The following is a 14,305-nucleotide window of genomic DNA, read 5'->3' as shown; positions in this document are numbered from 1 at the left end:
AATCGATTTCTCCGTTCAGGCCGCCAGGCCCTTGATCAGACTCATCTCCTGCCGAAAACGCGCAAGCTCCTGCGCCTTCCTTTCCTCATCCGGAATCCGCAGCAGGTAGGAAGGGTGCACGGTGACGAAAAGCGATCGTCCCTCTTGCATGGCAATCGCTCGCCCCCGCACATCCGCGAGCTTCCGCTTCTCACCGGTCAGCGCGTAGAAGGCCGTCGCCCCCATCGCCACGACCAGCCGCGGCCGTATGAGATCGAGCTCCAGCTTCAGCCACCAGCGGCAATGCTGCACCTCGCCCAAATTGGGCTTCTGGTGGATGCGCCGCTTGCCGCGCGGCTCGTATTTGAAATGTTTGACGGCATTGGTGACATAGAGACTCGACCGATCGATACCGGCCTGCGCGATCGCCTCGTCGAAAACGGTCCCGGCCGGGCCGATGAAGGGGCGGCCGGCAAGGTCCTCCTGATCGCCCGGCTGCTCGCCGACGAACATGATCTCGGCATCGACCGGCCCCTCGCCAAAGACCGTCTGCGTCGCCCTCTCATGCAGCGGGCATCGGCTGCAGGCGGCGGCTTCTTCCCGCAACGCCTCCAGCGTGCCGGCAGGCGCCCGTTTCGGGGCCGGCATGCGGGCGGCCGCCTCCCGAATCCTGTTATGATAGGCAAGCGGCATCGTCGCTTCGCGTTCGGCCATGGCAAGCACCTTGGCTTCCGCATCGGCGATCAGGCCGGGGATGAGATCGGCCTCCGGCAGGTTCTTCCAGTATTTTTTCGGCATCTCGGCCTGCATGGCCTTCACCTTCAGCCGGGCAGGATTGAAGATGCTGGCATAATAGGTGCGCCAGAGATCGTCGGTTGCGTCGCTGATGTCAGGCTTTTCGCAGGGTGCATCGCTCGTCGTCAGCCGCTCGCCGTCCCAGGCGGCCGATCCCTTCGGCGTGGCGATCAGCCAATCCATGTCGTTGAAGCGACGCTGGAAGAACGGCGCCTTGCGCGCGACGATATAGTGATCCGGCTCGAACCAGGCGATAAACTTTCGCCGCCCGCCGACAGGTGCCGCCACTTCCTTGAAGCGCACGAAGGCCGTCATTTTATGCGCATCGCGATGCACGCTCTTCTGCATCAGCCGCGCCCGCGAAACCTCTTCGTCGGACGCCAGATCCAGCAGATCGCGGTTTTCCAGCAGGCGCCACAGCAGGCTGTAGAGCAGCGAAAACCGGCCGGGATCGCTATGGCAGATCACCGCTTCGGCCAAAACCATGAAGGCCGGCGGAACGCTCATCGGCCTTGCGCCGGCGGGAGGATCGGGCGGCAAGGCATCACGCTGGAAGGCAAAGCCCGGCTCGCTGCTCTTTTCCTGCCAGTCGATGTCGTCAGGCAGGATTCCGGCCGCGGCAAAGGCGCGGGCGGCCTTGCGCCATTCCTCGAAATTCCCCCTGCCCTCCAGAACGATCCGGCGCATCATAACAGCGTCAATTGTTCGGGTTGCGGCTCGAACATGGCGCGCAGGTCCGGCCGGTCGACAAGGCGATGCGGTGTCCAGCCCTCGGCGGTAACAAAAGCCTGCACTCTGCGGACGGAAACGCCGAGCCGCGGCAGGTCCTCGAGCCGCAAGCGGCGCTGCCGCCTCTCGGTCAGGATCGCCTTCACCGTCCTGGTGCCGAGCCCCGGTACGCGCAACAGCTTCTCACGATCGGCCCGGTTGACATCGACGGGGAAGTCCTCGCGATGTCCAAGCGCCCAGGCAAGCTTGGGATCGAGATTGAGATCCAGCATGCCGCCCTCTTGCGTCGACGTGATTTCGTCGATGCCGAACCCATAGAAACGATAGAGCCAGTCGGCCTGATAGAGCCTGTGCTCGCGCATCAGCGGCGGCTTGATGAGCGGCAGGTTCTTCGAACTGTCGGGGATCGGGCTGAAAGCGGAATAATAGACGCGTTTAAGGCCGTAGCTGCTGTAAAGCTGGCCGCTGGTGGATAGGATCGTCGCATCACTGGCCCCGTCGGCGCCGACGATCATCTGCGTGCTCTGGCCGGCCGGCACGAAGCGCTTTCGCCTCCTGGTTTGCAGCGTCGGCTCTTGCGCCGCTTCGATCTTCAGCCGGAGATCGCCCATCGAGCGGCGAATGCCGGCCGGCTTCTTCTCCGGTGCAAAGCGGCTGATGCCGCTATCGGTCGGCAGTTCGATATTGAGCGAGAGGCGGTCGGCATAGAGCCCCGCCTCCTCGATCAGATGCGCGGATGCTTCCGGAATGGATTTCAGGTGAATGTAGCCGCGGAAACTATGCGTGACCCGCAATTCCCGCACGATGCGCACCATTTCCTCCATCGTGTGATCGGATGAGCGGATGATGCCCGAGGAGAGGAACAGGCCTTCGATGTAGTTCCGCCGGTAAAATTCCAGCGTCAGCCAGACGACCTCCTCGGGCGTGAACCGCGCGCGCTCGACATTGCTCGACGAGCGGTTGATGCAATAGGCGCAGTCATAGATGCAGAAATTGGTGAGCAGGATCTTGAGCAGCGAGATGCATCGGCCGTCAGGCGCATAGGCGTGACAGATGCCCGAGCCTTCGGTGGAGCCAAGCCCGCCGGCGCCGGACGAATCCCGTTTGACGGTACCGCTGGAGGCGCAGGAAGCATCGTATTTGGCAGCGTCGGAAAGGATCGCCAACCGTTCTTTAAGCGATTTCTTCATCCGTATGTTCACTAAATGTTCACGGCGGCGAAATCAAGACGGAGAAACGGGATTGTACCCGACTTCCCTTCAAAAGCAGGCACTTCAGCACACCGCAAAAAGCGCCGATACGAATTTTATGGAAATTGCGCGTGCCGATCTGCTATAAGCGGCGAAATAGGATTGTAACACGGTTCCGAAGTTCCCCTTCGGGACCTGTTTTCTTTTGTGTCTGCGCGAACTGCAGATGCGGGGAGAGAAGGACAAGAAAATGGTTGATAAGGTACCGATGACACAGGGTGGTTTCGTCAAGCTGCAGGAAGAGCTGCGCTGGCGTCAGCAGGAGGAGCGCCCGCGAATCATCGAGGCCATTGCGGAAGCGCGCGCCCATGGCGACCTTTCCGAAAATGCCGAGTACCATGCAGCCAAGGAAGCGCAGAGCCACAACGAGGGCCGCATCACCGAGCTCGAAGACCTGACGGCGCGCGCCGAAGTCATCGACCTTACCAAGATGTCGGGCGACAAGATCAAGTTCGGCGCCAAGGTGAAGCTCGTCGACGAGGACACCGAAGAGGAAAAGACCTACCAGATCGTCGGCGATCAGGAAGCCGACGTGAAGCAGGGCCGAATTTCCATCTCCTCCCCGATCGCCCGCGCGCTGATCGGCAAGGAAGTCGGCGATTCCATCGAAGTCAACGCGCCGGGCGGCTCCAAGGCCTACGAAATCCTCTCCGTTTCCTGGGGCTGATCGCCCGCGCTTTTCTTTTCAAGAGCAGCCCGTGCCGGATATCAGCGACGTCGAGATCATCGCGCCCAACCTGAAACGCCGGCTCTCCGGCGTCACGTCGACGATCGTCCAGCTTATCCCCTGCCAGATCCGGCTGGGGATCAGGATCGCCGCTCTCGGCCCCGGCCTGCCGCCGGATCTTCCGCGCTTGAAATGGCCGCAGCTGGCCGGCCTCTGGCGCCCGCCGGCCGGGCGCCGCCACCGCGTCTGGCATGCGCGCCGCAACAACGAGATGGCTGCAGGCATCCTCCTGCGCCACGTGCTGCGCATGCCGCTGAAGCTCGTCTTCACCTCGGCCGCCCAGCGCCGCCACACGTCCTACACCCGCTGGCTGATCCGCCGGATGGATGCCGTCATCGCCACCAGCAGCCGCTCCGGCTCCTTCCTCAAGGTGCCGCACACGGTCATTCAGCACGGCGTCGATCTCGCGCTCTTCCATCCGCCCGAAGGACCGGACGATACGATCATGGCCACCGGCCTGCCCGGCCGCCATCTCGTCGGCTGCTTCGGCCGCGTGCGCCACCAGAAGGGCACCGATCTGTTCGTCCAGGCGATGATTGCGCTTCTGCCGCAATATCCGGATTGGACGGCCGTCATTTCCGGCCGCGTCACGCCGGAGCACACGGCATTCGCCGACAGGCTGAAGGCCGATATTGCCGCCGCCGGCCTGGCCGACCGCATCGTCTTCATCGGCGAAGTGCCCGACATCAAGGTCTGGTATCGCCGCCTGACGCTCTACGTCGCCCCGTCCCGCAACGAAGGCTTCGGCCTGACCCCTCTGGAAGCCATGGCCTCGAAGACGGCGGTCGTCGCCTCCGACGCCGGCGCCTATGCCGAAATGATCGTGTCAGGCGAAAACGGCGTCATCGTGCCGCCCGGCGACGGCAAGGCGCTGACGGCAGCCATTGCCACCTATCTTGCCGATCCTGCGCTGGCCGCCGCACAGGGGGAAACGGCGCTCCGGCACGTGCGCGAAAATTTCGCATTGGAAAAGGAAGCGACGGCAATCGCCCGGATTTACCAGGAGCTTCTCGGCGCTTAAGCCGAACTTTTGTAACAAACAATTCGGGAAGGCAGGGGCGCAAGGGATGTCGACCGCAAACAGCAATGACCTGGTCAACGTGCTCTGCATGAAGTGGGGAACGCTCTACGGCCCCGAATATGTCAACAACCTCTACCGCGGCGTCAAACGGCACCTGAAACGCCCGCACCGTTTTGTCTGCTTCACCGACAACACGGAAGGCCTCGAAGAGGGTATCGAAACCTTCCCCCTCCCCGAACTCGGCCTGCCGGCCGGCTCGAAGGACCGCCGCTGGCAGAAGCTGTCGCTCTTCCGCCGCGACCTCGCCGGTCTCGAGGGCATCGGCCTCTTCCTCGATCTCGACCTCGTCATCGTCGACGACCTGGAGCCGCTCTTCCAGCATCCGGGCAAGTTCCTCATCATCCGCGACGACGATCTCTTCCGGCCAAAGCCGCTGCGCAAGCTCAATCCGGCCCGCGACCGGTTCCTGGCCTCGGTCGGCAACAGCTCGGTCTTCCGCTACGAAATCGGCGCCCACGCCTATATTCTCGACACCTACATCGCCGATCCTGTGGCAGCCATGTCGAAATACGAGATTTCCCAGCAGTTCCAGAGCGCACAGCTCGCAGCCCATGGAAACCTGCAATACTGGCCGCGCGAATGGTGCGTGAGCTTCAAGAACGCCTGCGTGCCGCGCCACATCAAGAGCTTCTGGCGCGATCCCGAACTGCCGCCGGAAGCCAGGATCGTCGTCTTCGCCGGCAATCCGAAAATGAGCGAGGTCTTCGAAGGCGGCGGGCAGAAATGGTATCGCCGCATCGGCAATACCGATTGGCTGAGCAAGGCCTGGCGCGGCTGAAGCCTTCCAGGAAAGTGCGTTCAGAGCTCGACCAGCCCGAGCTTCTTGACCTGGCGGATCGTCAGCATGGTGCGAACGGTATCGACATGCTCGTTGGCCGTCAGCACCTCGATGACGAAATCCTGGAAGCGGGTGAGGTTCTGGGCCACGCAATGCAGCAGGAAATCGCTGTCGCCGGAAACCATCCAGGCCTGGCGCACCAGCGGCCATTCGGCGGTGGCGGCGGCAAAGGCCTTCAGATTGGCCTCGGACTGGTGCTTGAGGCCGACCATGCAGAAAGCGACGAGATCGAGCCCGAGCTTCGGGCTGTTCAGCATCGCGTGGTATCCTTCGATGACGCCGGCTTCCTCGAGCTTGCGCACCCGGCGCAGGCAGGGCGGCGCTGAAATTCCCACCCGGTCGGCAAGTTCCACATTGGTCATGCGGCCGTCTGCCTGCAGTTCCCGCAATATCTTTATGTCGATAACGTCAAGTTCAGCGCGAACCACGCCCAGGCCTTTCTTTAATTCCCCGCGGGCAGCTTCTATATAAAGCCACGGAATACGCAAGAAAGTTTCAGTCCGATGACGGAATCTTGCACAGCACCTGCATTTGCCTTGTTGGCAATGCAAGGCTGCCCTTGAATAAAAGCATTGGTCGTTCATAAATGGCGCAGGGATTGCGAAACGGCCTTATTCGCCTCTTGGCCGTCGCATCCTGCCAGTCGAAAGGAAATTCTATGTCTGCCCGCCATACCAAGGTGCTCATTATCGGTTCCGGACCTGCCGGCTATACGGCAGCGGTCTACGCCGCACGCGCCATGCTGAAACCGGTTCTGATCGCCGGTCTCGAACAGGGCGGCCAGCTGATGATTACCACCGACGTCGAGAACTATCCGGGCTTTGCCGATCCGATCCAGGGTCCCTGGCTGATGGACCAGATGCTGCAGCAGGCCCAGCATGTCGGCGCCGAAATCGTCAACGACCTCGTCACCGAGGTCGATCTCAACCAGCGCCCCTTCGTCGCCCGTACCGATAGCGGCCAGGTCTGGACGGCCGATACGCTGATCATCGCAACCGGGGCCAAGGCCAAGTGGCTCGGCATCGAGAGCGAGCAGCATTTCCAGGGCTTCGGCGTCTCTGCCTGCGCCACCTGCGACGGCTTCTTCTACCGCAACAAGGACGTGATCGTGGTCGGCGGCGGCAACAGCGCCGTCGAAGAAGCGCTCTATCTCTCCAATATCGCCAGGTCGGTTACTGTCGTGCACCGCCGCGACAGCTTCCGTGCGGAAAAGATCCTGCAGGAACGCCTCTTCGCCAAGGAGAACGTCAAGGTTCTCTGGAACACCGAGGTCGCCGAAATCACGGGCACGCCGGCAAAGCCCCCCATGCCGCCGTCCGTTTCCGGCGCCCGCCTGCGTGATACCCGCACAGGTGCCATCACCGAGGTCGCCGTCGACGGCGTCTTCGTCGCGATCGGCCACGCACCGGCAACCGAACTTTTCAAGGGCAAGCTGAAGCTGAAGGACAACGGCTATCTCTGGACCGCGCCGGATTCGACTGCGACCAGCCTGGAGGGCGTCTATGCCGCAGGTGATGTGACCGACGATACGTTCCGCCAGGCAGTCACTGCCGCAGGCATGGGATGCATGGCCGCCCTCGAGGCGGAGCGTTATCTGACGGGCCATATGCCCGTTGCCGTAGCAGCGGAGTAATCGTGGCATGAGGGGTGGGGGAATGCCGTTGGACTGGGACAAGCTGCGTATTTTCCACGCAGCTGCCGAAGCCGGATCGTTTACGCATGCGGCCGACAAGCTGCATCTGTCCCAGTCGGCCATCAGCCGTCAGGTCAGCGCGCTCGAGCAGGATGTGGGCACCAAGCTCTTCCATCGCCACGCGCGCGGCCTGATCCTCACCGAACAGGGCGAGTTGTTGTACCGCACCGCCCATGACGTGCTGCTGAAGCTCGAAACCGTGAAGATGCAGCTGACCGAGACGACGGAAACACCGTCCGGCAAGCTGCGCGTCACCACCACGGTCGGTCTCGGCCAGGGCTGGCTGACCGACAAGATCCAGGAATTCCTGCAGCTCTATCCCGATGTCCAGATCCAGCTCATCCTCGACAACGAGGAAGTGGATGTGAACATGCGCCATGCCGATTGCGCCATCCGCCTTCGCCAGCCGCAACAGTCGGACCTCATCCAGCGCAAGCTCTTCACCGTGCATATGCACGTCTATGCGGCCCCCTCCTACATCAACCGCCATGGCGAACCGCAGACGATCGAGGATCTCGACAATCACCGGATCATCACCTTCGGCGAACCGGCGCCGAACTACCTGCTCGACGTCAACTGGCTGGAAATCGCCGGCCGCTCGTCGGACAACAAGCGCATTCCGCACCTGCAGATCAACAGCCAGACCTCGATCAAGCGCGCCTGCCTGCTCGGTATCGGCATCGCCTGCCTGCCGGATTATATCGTCGGCCGCGACCCCGGCCTGATCCAGCTGGCGATCAATGCCGACGTTCCCTCCTTCGATACCTATTTCTGCTATCCGGACGAGATCAAGAACGCCGCCAAGCTGAAAGCCTTCCGCGATTTCATCGTCAGCAAGGCCCGTAACTGGAACTTCTGATTTCCCTTTTTGTGGAACGAATATCAAATCATGCAACCCACGCATGACTGACATGCACAAAAAAGGGTTGCCGTTTGCTCATTAAAGCACCATATCGCACATAGCTGATGCACACGGTGGCTTTTCCTCCCAGTTCCACCGCATTAGCTGTTCCCCTCTGGAGGTTTTTGACCTTCACACTTATAAGGGCCTCGGTTTTCCGGTGGCCCTCTTTTTTTGCCTGAATTTTACCGGGAGATACCGCAGTGCGGAAAATTTTGTGCAGCGCATAGCTGGCATGCACAAAAATGTATTGAAAGCTGCACAAAGAACCACCATATCGCTCATAGCTGATGCATTTCGTGGCTTCTCTCCCAGTGCCACCGCGTTGGCTGTTCCCCTCTGGAGGTTTTTGACCTTCACACTTATAGGGCCCTGGTTTTCCAGCGGCCCTCTTTTTTTGCTTAAACTTTAGGCAGAGCGGGAAAATTACGACCTCACGCCTCCGTGACTTGCATATCGAATATCATCGATCCATATATCGAGAAAATCCGATTTATAATTCGATGAATGACGATGGACAAAGACGAGATTCTCAAGGCGCTGGCCAATCCTGCCCGGATGGACATCCTCAACTGGCTGAAGAACCCGGAAGAACACTTTCCGACGCAGGAACATCCGTTTGAAATGGGTGTCTGTGCCAGCCAGTTCGAACGCTGCGGCCTGTCTCAATCCACCGTGTCCTCGCACCTTGGCATCCTCCACCGCGCCGGCCTCGTCACCAGCAAGCGCGTCGGCCAGTGGATCTTCTACAAGCGCAACGAAGAAACGATCGCCGCCTTCCTCCAGCAACTGACGCAGGATCTCTGACCCATGCCCCTTGCCCTGCTCGTGCTTGCCTTGAGCTCTTTTGCGATAGGCACCACCGAATTCGTCATCATGGGCCTTCTGCCCGAAGTCGCCGCCGACCTCTCTGTCACGATCCCGCAGGCCGGCTGGCTGGTAACGGGTTATGCGCTGGCCGTAGCACTCGGCGCGCCCGTCATGGCCGTTTCCACCGCCAGGCTGAAGCGCCGCTCGGCGCTCATCATGCTGATGGCCTTCTTCATCGCCGGCAACCTGCTCTGCGCGATTGCGCCCAACTACTGGGTGCTGATGATCGCCCGCATCGTCACGGCCCTTTGCCACGGCGCCTTTTTCGGCATCGGCTCGGTCGTTGCCGCCAATCTCGTCAGCGAGGACCGCAAGGCCCGCGCCGTCGCCCTGATGTTCACCGGCCTGACGCTCGCAAACGTGCTCGGCGTGCCGCTCGGCACCGCCATCGGCCAGGCCTTCGGCTGGCGGTCCACGTTCTGGGTGGTGACTGCAATCGGCGTCGTGACCATTGCCGGCCTGATCGCCGCCCTGCCTCGCGACGGACAGGAAGAGCAGAGCGGCATCCTGCGCGAGATCGCGGCGTTGCGGAACGGCCGCCTGTGGATGGCGCTGTCGGTCACCGTCTTCTTCTCGGCCTCGATGTTCACGCTCTTCACCTATATCGCCCCGCTGCTGCGGGACGTGACCGGCGTCTCGCCGGAAGGGGTGACCTGGACACTGTTCCTGATCGGCATCGGCCTGACGGTCGGCAACCTGATCGGCGGCAAGCTTGCCGACTGGCGCCTCGGTACTGCCCTTGCTGCCACCTTTGCTGCGGTGCCGGCCCTGCAGGTCGGCGTGGTCGGCTTCGGCAGGGACGCACCGAACCTCGTCTCGACCATCAATATCGGCGCCTTCAACACCGGCAACGCCCTCGGCGCCTGGGTCGGCGGCACGGTCATCGATGCCGGCCTCGATCTCGACCGCGTTCCCCTCGCGGCGGCCGCCATGGCCCTGATCGGCCTTGCCGCCACCGCTCTTACCTATCTCTCCGGCCGGGCGCAGGCCGCGCCCGCCGCCGCCGAGTGACCCCCAAGCAGAAAGGACCTTACTATGGCCAAGCTCTTTCAACCGACGCAGGCGGGCGATATTGCCCTGAAGAACCATATCGTCATGGCGCCGCTCACCCGTAACCGTTCGCCGGGCGCAATCCCGAACGACATGAATGTCGAATATTACCGCCAGCGCGCCACGGCCGGCCTCATCATCACCGAAGCGACCGCCATCACGCACCAGGGCCAGGGTTATGCCAACGTACCCGGCCTCTACAGCAAGGAAGCGCTCGATGGCTGGAAGCGGGTGACGGATGCCGTCCATGCCGAGGGCGGCAAGATCGTCGTGCAGATGTGGCATGTCGGCCGTATCTCGCACACCGCGCTGCAGCCGAACGGCGGCAAGCCGGTCTCGTCGACCAATCGCATCGCCAAGGCCAAGACCTATCTCGTCAACGCGGACGGCACCGGCGGCTTTACCGACACCTCCGAGCCGCGCGCGCTCGAAACCTCCGAAATTCCCGGCATCGTCGAGGATTACCGCAAGGCCGCCCGCGCCGCGATCGATGCCGGCTTCGACGGCGTCGAAATCCACGGCGCCAACGGCTATCTGCTCGACCAGTTCATGCGCGACGGCGTCAACGACCGCACCGACGAATATGGCGGCCCGATCGAAAACCGCGCCCGCTTGACCTTTGAAGTCGTTGAAGCCGTGACCAGGGAAATCGGCGCCCGCCGCACCGCGATCCGCATTTCGCCGGTCACGCCGTCGGGCGAATCCTACGATTCCAATCCGCAGGCGATCTTCACCCATGTCGTCGAAGGCCTGGCCAGGTACGACCTCGCCTATATCCATGTCGTTGAAGGTCAGACCGGCGGCGAGCGCGACTATCGCCAGGGCGACAACCCCTCCTTCGACTACAAGGCGCTGCGTGCCGCCTACGAGAAGGCCGGCGGCAAGGCTGCCTGGATGGTCAACAACGGTTACAACCGCGATATGGCGCTCGAAGCCGTCGAAACCGGCGCGGCCGATCTTGTTGCCTTCGGCAAACCCTTCATCGCCAATCCGGATCTCGTCGAGCGCCTGGAAAAGAACCTGCCGCTCAACACGCCCGACCAGTCCACCTTCTACGGTGGCACCGCCAAGGGCTACATCGACTATCCGCTGCTCGAAAAGGTCGCCTGATCGTCGAAGCAGACAGAAATCCCGCCGCCCGGCGGGATTTCCATTTCAGACCATTGCCGCTAGCATGCCGCCATGTTCTCCCGCTATCTCGAACGCTGGTCGCTGTCGCCAGACGGCGAACCCATCATCACCCATTCAAGCCGCCTCCTGCCGGTCATCTGGCAGGACAAACCCGCCATGCTGAAAGTCGCAATCGACAGCAGCGAGCGCGAAGGCGCTTTGCTGATGCAATGGTGGAATGGCGATGGCGCGGCCCGGGTCTATGCGCAGGAGGACGATGCCGTCCTCCTGGAGCGCGCCGCAGACAGGCAGTCCCTGCTGCACATGGCCCTGAACGGTAAGGACGACGAGGCAAGCCGTATCATGGTGCGCACTGCCGCAAGGCTGCATGCGCCCCGCCCCACCCCGCTTGAGGGGGCGCCGACGCTCGAGCGCTGGTTCCGCAGCCTGAAGCCGGCGGCGGAAACCCATGCAGGCACCTTCGCCGATTGCTGGAAGATCGCAAGCGCCCTGCTTGCGGCGCCGCAGCAGCTCGGCATTCTCCACGGCGATATCCATCACCGCAACGTCCTCGATTTCGGCGAAAGGGGCTGGCTGGCGATCGACCCCAAGCGGATCTACGGCGAGCGCGGCTACGACTTTGCCAATATCTTCGCCAACGAAGACCTGCCGACGACGGTGGACCCGAGGCGCTTGCGGCGCCAGCTTCCGATCGTCTCCGGCGAGGCAGACATCGAGCCGTCGAGACTGCTCAAATGGATCGCCGCCTATTCCGCCCTCTCCGCCGCCTGGTTCCTTGAGGATGGCGATCATGCCTCCGCCGAGAAACCTCTGACGGTTGCCCGCATCGCGCTTGCGGAGCTTGGCTAACCGGCCTTTCCAGCATGCGAAAGAAGCGCCGCCGCGCCATGCGGCAGCTCCGGCAGCGAGCCTTGCGCAATGAGCGCGGCGCGCACGGCTTCGTCGATCGGCGTATGCGGCTCGGTTCCAAGCTCGGCGACCAGCCTGTCGTTCTTCATGCGCAGCGGCACTTTCCAGAGGTAACGCATCTCTTTCAGTTCCCGCATCAGCGTCATGAAGGGAGCGAGCAGCGGCACGACGAACCAGGGAAAACGACCGATCTTCGCCTTGCCGCCGGCAACCCGGCGGACCGCTTCCGCCAGCTGGCGGCCATCGCCGTCCCAGAATCCGTTCATATGATAGCAGGCGAAAGCCGGCAGGCGCTCGGCCCGCTCGACAAGCTGCACCATCGTCTCGGCGACATCGGGCAGATAGGCCTAATGGTGCCCGATGCCCGGCAGCGCGGGGTTTCTGATCGTGCCGACCGGTTTGCCCGGCGTGGCATAGGCGGCGGAAAACCAGCTGTTGCCGGTGGCGCCCGGCCCGAAGAAATCGCCGGCGCGCACGATGATGACGCTGGCGCCCATCTCGCAAGCCGCCTTCAGGCGCTTCTCCATCTCGACGCGAATCCTGCCCTTCTTCGTCACCGGGTGCTGGGGGCTGTCCTCCGTCACGACCGGAAAGGCATCCGGCCCGAAATTGTAGACATTGCCCGGCAGCAGGATGCGCGCGCCGACCGCGCAGGCCGCGGCGATCGTATTGTCGAGCATCGGCAGCGCCAGCCTCTCCCAGTCGCGATAGCCAGGGGGATTGACGGCATGAACGATGAGATCAACACCTTCCGCGGCCCTGCGAACATCGGCGGCATTCATTGCGTCACCCTGTACCCAGTCGAAGCCCTGCCCGCTCGCCGATGCTTTCTGGGCGTTGCGGTGGAGTGCCCTGATCGTCCAGCCGCGCGCCTGCAGTTTGCGGGCAACCGCGCCGCCGATGCCACCCGTAGCACCCAGAATAAGCGCCGATTTCCTACGCTGATCTCCACTGCCCATGATCGTCTCCTTGTTCGACGAGACGACTATGCCTTCGGCCGGAGATAAACAAAATTGACGAAATACGTTCCGCCGCTATACATAAATACATGACCTCCGAGCCAAGCTGGGATTTCTACCGCTCTTTCCTCACTGTGCTGCGCCACGGGTCGCTCTCGGCCGCCGCCCGCGAACTCGGCCTGACGCAGCCGACGATCGGCCGCCACATCGATGCGCTGGAGGAAGCTGTCGGCGCGGAACTTTTCATCCGCTCGTCAAACGGCCTGTTGCCGACCGACATGGCGCTCGACCTGCGGCCCTACGCCGAAACGCTGGCAACGACGGCGGCCGCGCTCCTGCGCACAGCATCCAGCCAGCGCGGCAAGGTGGAAGGCACCGTACGCATCAGCGCCAGCGAAGTGATCGGCATCGAGGTCCTGCCGCCGATCATCGCCGATCTGCAGGAAGCCTATCCCGGCCTTCAGGTGGAACTGTCGGCATCCGATGCGCTGGAAGACCTCATGAACCGGGAGGCGGATATTGCCGTGCGCATGGCCGAACCGCGGCAGGACGCGCTGCTGGTGCGGCGCATCGGCGATATCCCGCTGGGCTTCCATGCCCATCGCCGCTATCTGGAACGGCACGGCACGCCGCAAACCATGGCCGAGCTTGCCGGCCATCGCCTCATCGGCTTCGACCGGCAGACGGCCTATATCCGCATGATGCTGAAGCTCTACCCGGTGGCCGAGCAGCTCGCCTATGCCTTCCGCACCAGCAGCCATCTGGCCCACTACACCGCTATCCGCGCCGGAATAGGCATCGGCGTCTGCCAGACGGGACTTGCCCGCCCGAACCCCGATCTCGTCCATATTCTGGCAGATGAATTCGAAATCCCTCTCGGGACGTGGGTGGTCATGCACGAGAGCCTCAAGACATCGCCGCGCTGCCGCGTCGCCTTCGACGCACTGGTCAAGGGGCTGCTGAACTATATCAGGTCATGCAGGGAAACGCGCGTCTGACGACGCGCTGAACGACGATGAGGTGCCGGCCGCAAATCAGGGCTCGGGGGAAACCTCGGGCGAACGGCTCTTGGCAAAGACGTCCACGACCTCGGTCTCGGGACGATCCCCGCCCTCGGCATATTCCTCGTGCCACTTGCCCTGAGCATCCTGCCAGCTGATCTCGGCGGAATCGCCGCCCACCTGCTGCTCTGCCGCAACGATACGGGCCGCTTCGAGCGCCTCGGAGTGGCTCGGAAATGCCTCGGAATAGACGTCTCCCAGCTTGTAGGCCCAGCCGCCGTCATGCGGTACGACTTCGTAGACCACCTTGACCATGCATGTCTCTCCTCTTCTTCTCGTTGCGCATCCGTGGGCTCCCGGATCATGTCCGGTTCAGCGCGGGCCGCTTGAGA

At 62.6% G+C, this 14,305-nt stretch carries 14 protein-coding genes and 1 pseudogene; 10 read left to right on the top strand and 5 right to left on the bottom strand.

Annotated features, from left to right (window positions below; genetic code table 11):
- Window positions 1–15 precede the first annotated feature (15 nt).
- Window positions 16–1,461, bottom strand: a complete 1,446-nt coding sequence (locus ACU8HS_RS16105; RefSeq protein ID WP_447015913.1) for a UdgX family uracil-DNA binding protein — start codon at window positions 1,459–1,461, stop codon at window positions 16–18.
- Window positions 1,461–2,693 (bottom strand): putative DNA modification/repair radical SAM protein, encoded by a 1,233-nt coding sequence (locus ACU8HS_RS16100; protein WP_113412174.1) that lies wholly within the window; start codon window positions 2,691–2,693, stop codon window positions 1,461–1,463. Before ACU8HS_RS16100 ends, ACU8HS_RS16105 begins: the two co-directional genes overlap by 1 nt.
- 250 nt (window positions 2,694–2,943) lie before the next feature.
- Here ACU8HS_RS16100 and greA point away from each other — a divergent pair, with 250 nt between their 5' ends.
- Genes greA through ACU8HS_RS16085 form a run of 3 tightly spaced genes read left to right on the top strand, consistent with a single transcriptional unit; the run spans window position 2,944 to window position 5,339 of the window.
- The gene (gene greA, locus ACU8HS_RS16095) at window positions 2,944–3,420 is read left to right on the top strand and encodes a transcription elongation factor GreA (protein ID WP_112564541.1); all 477 of its coding nucleotides are present in this window, start codon (window positions 2,944–2,946) and stop codon (window positions 3,418–3,420) included.
- A gap of 31 nt (window positions 3,421–3,451) precedes the next feature.
- Window positions 3,452–4,501, top strand: a complete 1,050-nt coding sequence (locus ACU8HS_RS16090) for a glycosyltransferase family 4 protein (RefSeq protein WP_113412173.1) — start codon at window positions 3,452–3,454, stop codon at window positions 4,499–4,501.
- Between the two features lie 46 nt (window positions 4,502–4,547).
- Window positions 4,548–5,339: a hypothetical protein gene (locus ACU8HS_RS16085; RefSeq protein WP_112759193.1), complete on the top strand. Its 792-nt coding sequence runs from the start codon at window positions 4,548–4,550 to the stop codon at window positions 5,337–5,339.
- 20 nt (window positions 5,340–5,359) lie between these two features.
- Here the strand turns inward: ACU8HS_RS16085 and ACU8HS_RS16080 are convergent, their stop codons facing one another.
- Window positions 5,360–5,827, bottom strand: coding sequence for an Lrp/AsnC family transcriptional regulator (locus ACU8HS_RS16080; protein ID WP_112564538.1), 468 nt, complete (start codon window positions 5,825–5,827; stop codon window positions 5,360–5,362).
- A 230-nt stretch (window positions 5,828–6,057) separates the two neighbouring features.
- Here ACU8HS_RS16080 and trxB point away from each other — a divergent pair, with 230 nt between their 5' ends.
- The 6 genes from trxB to ACU8HS_RS16050 all read left to right on the top strand — a co-directional run bounded on the left by trxB (window position 6,058) and on the right by ACU8HS_RS16050 (window position 11,893).
- Window positions 6,058–7,032 (top strand): thioredoxin-disulfide reductase, encoded by a 975-nt coding sequence (gene trxB / locus ACU8HS_RS16075; RefSeq protein ID WP_112564537.1) that lies wholly within the window; start codon window positions 6,058–6,060, stop codon window positions 7,030–7,032.
- A gap of 22 nt (window positions 7,033–7,054) precedes the next feature.
- A complete protein-coding gene (locus ACU8HS_RS16070; RefSeq protein WP_112543602.1) occupies window positions 7,055–7,951 on the top strand; it encodes a LysR family transcriptional regulator VtlR in 897 nt (298 codons plus the stop codon).
- Window positions 7,952–8,506: 555 nt separating this feature from the next.
- Complete coding sequence (locus tag ACU8HS_RS16065; protein WP_112564790.1) at window positions 8,507–8,800, top strand: ArsR/SmtB family transcription factor; 294 nt, start codon at window positions 8,507–8,509, stop codon at window positions 8,798–8,800.
- A gap of 3 nt (window positions 8,801–8,803) precedes the next feature.
- Entirely contained in the window at window positions 8,804–9,874 is a 1,071-nt protein-coding gene (locus ACU8HS_RS16060; RefSeq protein WP_447014692.1) for an MFS transporter, read from the top strand.
- A 24-nt stretch (window positions 9,875–9,898) separates the two neighbouring features.
- Complete coding sequence (locus tag ACU8HS_RS16055; protein WP_112756658.1) at window positions 9,899–11,023, top strand: alkene reductase; 1,125 nt, start codon at window positions 9,899–9,901, stop codon at window positions 11,021–11,023.
- 72 nt (window positions 11,024–11,095) lie between these two features.
- Complete coding sequence (locus ACU8HS_RS16050; protein WP_112564534.1) at window positions 11,096–11,893, top strand: aminoglycoside phosphotransferase family protein; 798 nt, start codon at window positions 11,096–11,098, stop codon at window positions 11,891–11,893.
- Here the strand turns inward: ACU8HS_RS16050 and ACU8HS_RS16045 are convergent.
- Window positions 11,890–12,912: pseudogene (locus tag ACU8HS_RS16045) on the bottom strand (NAD(P)H-binding protein). The gene ACU8HS_RS16050 and the pseudogene ACU8HS_RS16045 overlap by 4 nt on opposite strands.
- 89 nt (window positions 12,913–13,001) lie before the next feature.
- Between ACU8HS_RS16045 and ACU8HS_RS16040 the strand changes: the two are divergent.
- Entirely contained in the window at window positions 13,002–13,910 is a 909-nt protein-coding gene (locus ACU8HS_RS16040; protein WP_447014691.1) for a LysR family transcriptional regulator, read from the top strand.
- A 36-nt stretch (window positions 13,911–13,946) separates the two neighbouring features.
- Here the strand turns inward: ACU8HS_RS16040 and ACU8HS_RS16035 are convergent, their stop codons facing one another.
- On the bottom strand, window positions 13,947–14,228 hold the full coding sequence (locus tag ACU8HS_RS16035) for a DUF2188 domain-containing protein (protein WP_112564531.1): 282 nt from the start codon (window positions 14,226–14,228) through the stop codon (window positions 13,947–13,949).
- Between the last annotated feature and the right edge of the window lie 77 nt (window positions 14,229–14,305).

The sequence above is a fragment of the Rhizobium sp. KDH_Rht_773_N genome (genome assembly GCF_052946295.1).
The sequence above is the reverse complement of the archived record's forward strand: the minus strand, read 5'-3'. Positions and strand labels throughout refer to the sequence as shown.

Excerpts from the sequence above, each read along its gene's own strand:
- ACU8HS_RS16105 (WP_447015913.1), bottom strand. The coding sequence starts at position 1,461 with ATGCGCCGGATCGTTCTGGAGGGCAGGGGGAATTTCGAGGAATGGCGC.
- ACU8HS_RS16100 (WP_113412174.1), bottom strand. The coding sequence starts at position 2,693 with ATGAAGAAATCGCTTAAAGAACGGTTGGCGATCCTTTCCGACGCTGCC.
- greA (WP_112564541.1), top strand. The coding sequence starts at position 2,944 with ATGGTTGATAAGGTACCGATGACACAGGGTGGTTTCGTCAAGCTGCAG.
- ACU8HS_RS16085 (WP_112759193.1), top strand. The coding sequence starts at position 4,548 with ATGTCGACCGCAAACAGCAATGACCTGGTCAACGTGCTCTGCATGAAG.
- trxB (WP_112564537.1), top strand. The coding sequence starts at position 6,058 with ATGTCTGCCCGCCATACCAAGGTGCTCATTATCGGTTCCGGACCTGCC.
- ACU8HS_RS16070 (WP_112543602.1), top strand. The coding sequence starts at position 7,055 with ATGCCGTTGGACTGGGACAAGCTGCGTATTTTCCACGCAGCTGCCGAA.
- ACU8HS_RS16065 (WP_112564790.1), top strand. The coding sequence starts at position 8,507 with ATGGACAAAGACGAGATTCTCAAGGCGCTGGCCAATCCTGCCCGGATG.
- ACU8HS_RS16060 (WP_447014692.1), top strand. The coding sequence starts at position 8,804 with ATGCCCCTTGCCCTGCTCGTGCTTGCCTTGAGCTCTTTTGCGATAGGC.
- ACU8HS_RS16055 (WP_112756658.1), top strand. The coding sequence starts at position 9,899 with ATGGCCAAGCTCTTTCAACCGACGCAGGCGGGCGATATTGCCCTGAAG.
- ACU8HS_RS16050 (WP_112564534.1), top strand. The coding sequence starts at position 11,096 with ATGTTCTCCCGCTATCTCGAACGCTGGTCGCTGTCGCCAGACGGCGAA.
- ACU8HS_RS16040 (WP_447014691.1), top strand. The coding sequence starts at position 13,002 with ATGACCTCCGAGCCAAGCTGGGATTTCTACCGCTCTTTCCTCACTGTG.
- ACU8HS_RS16035 (WP_112564531.1), bottom strand. The coding sequence starts at position 14,228 with ATGGTCAAGGTGGTCTACGAAGTCGTACCGCATGACGGCGGCTGGGCC.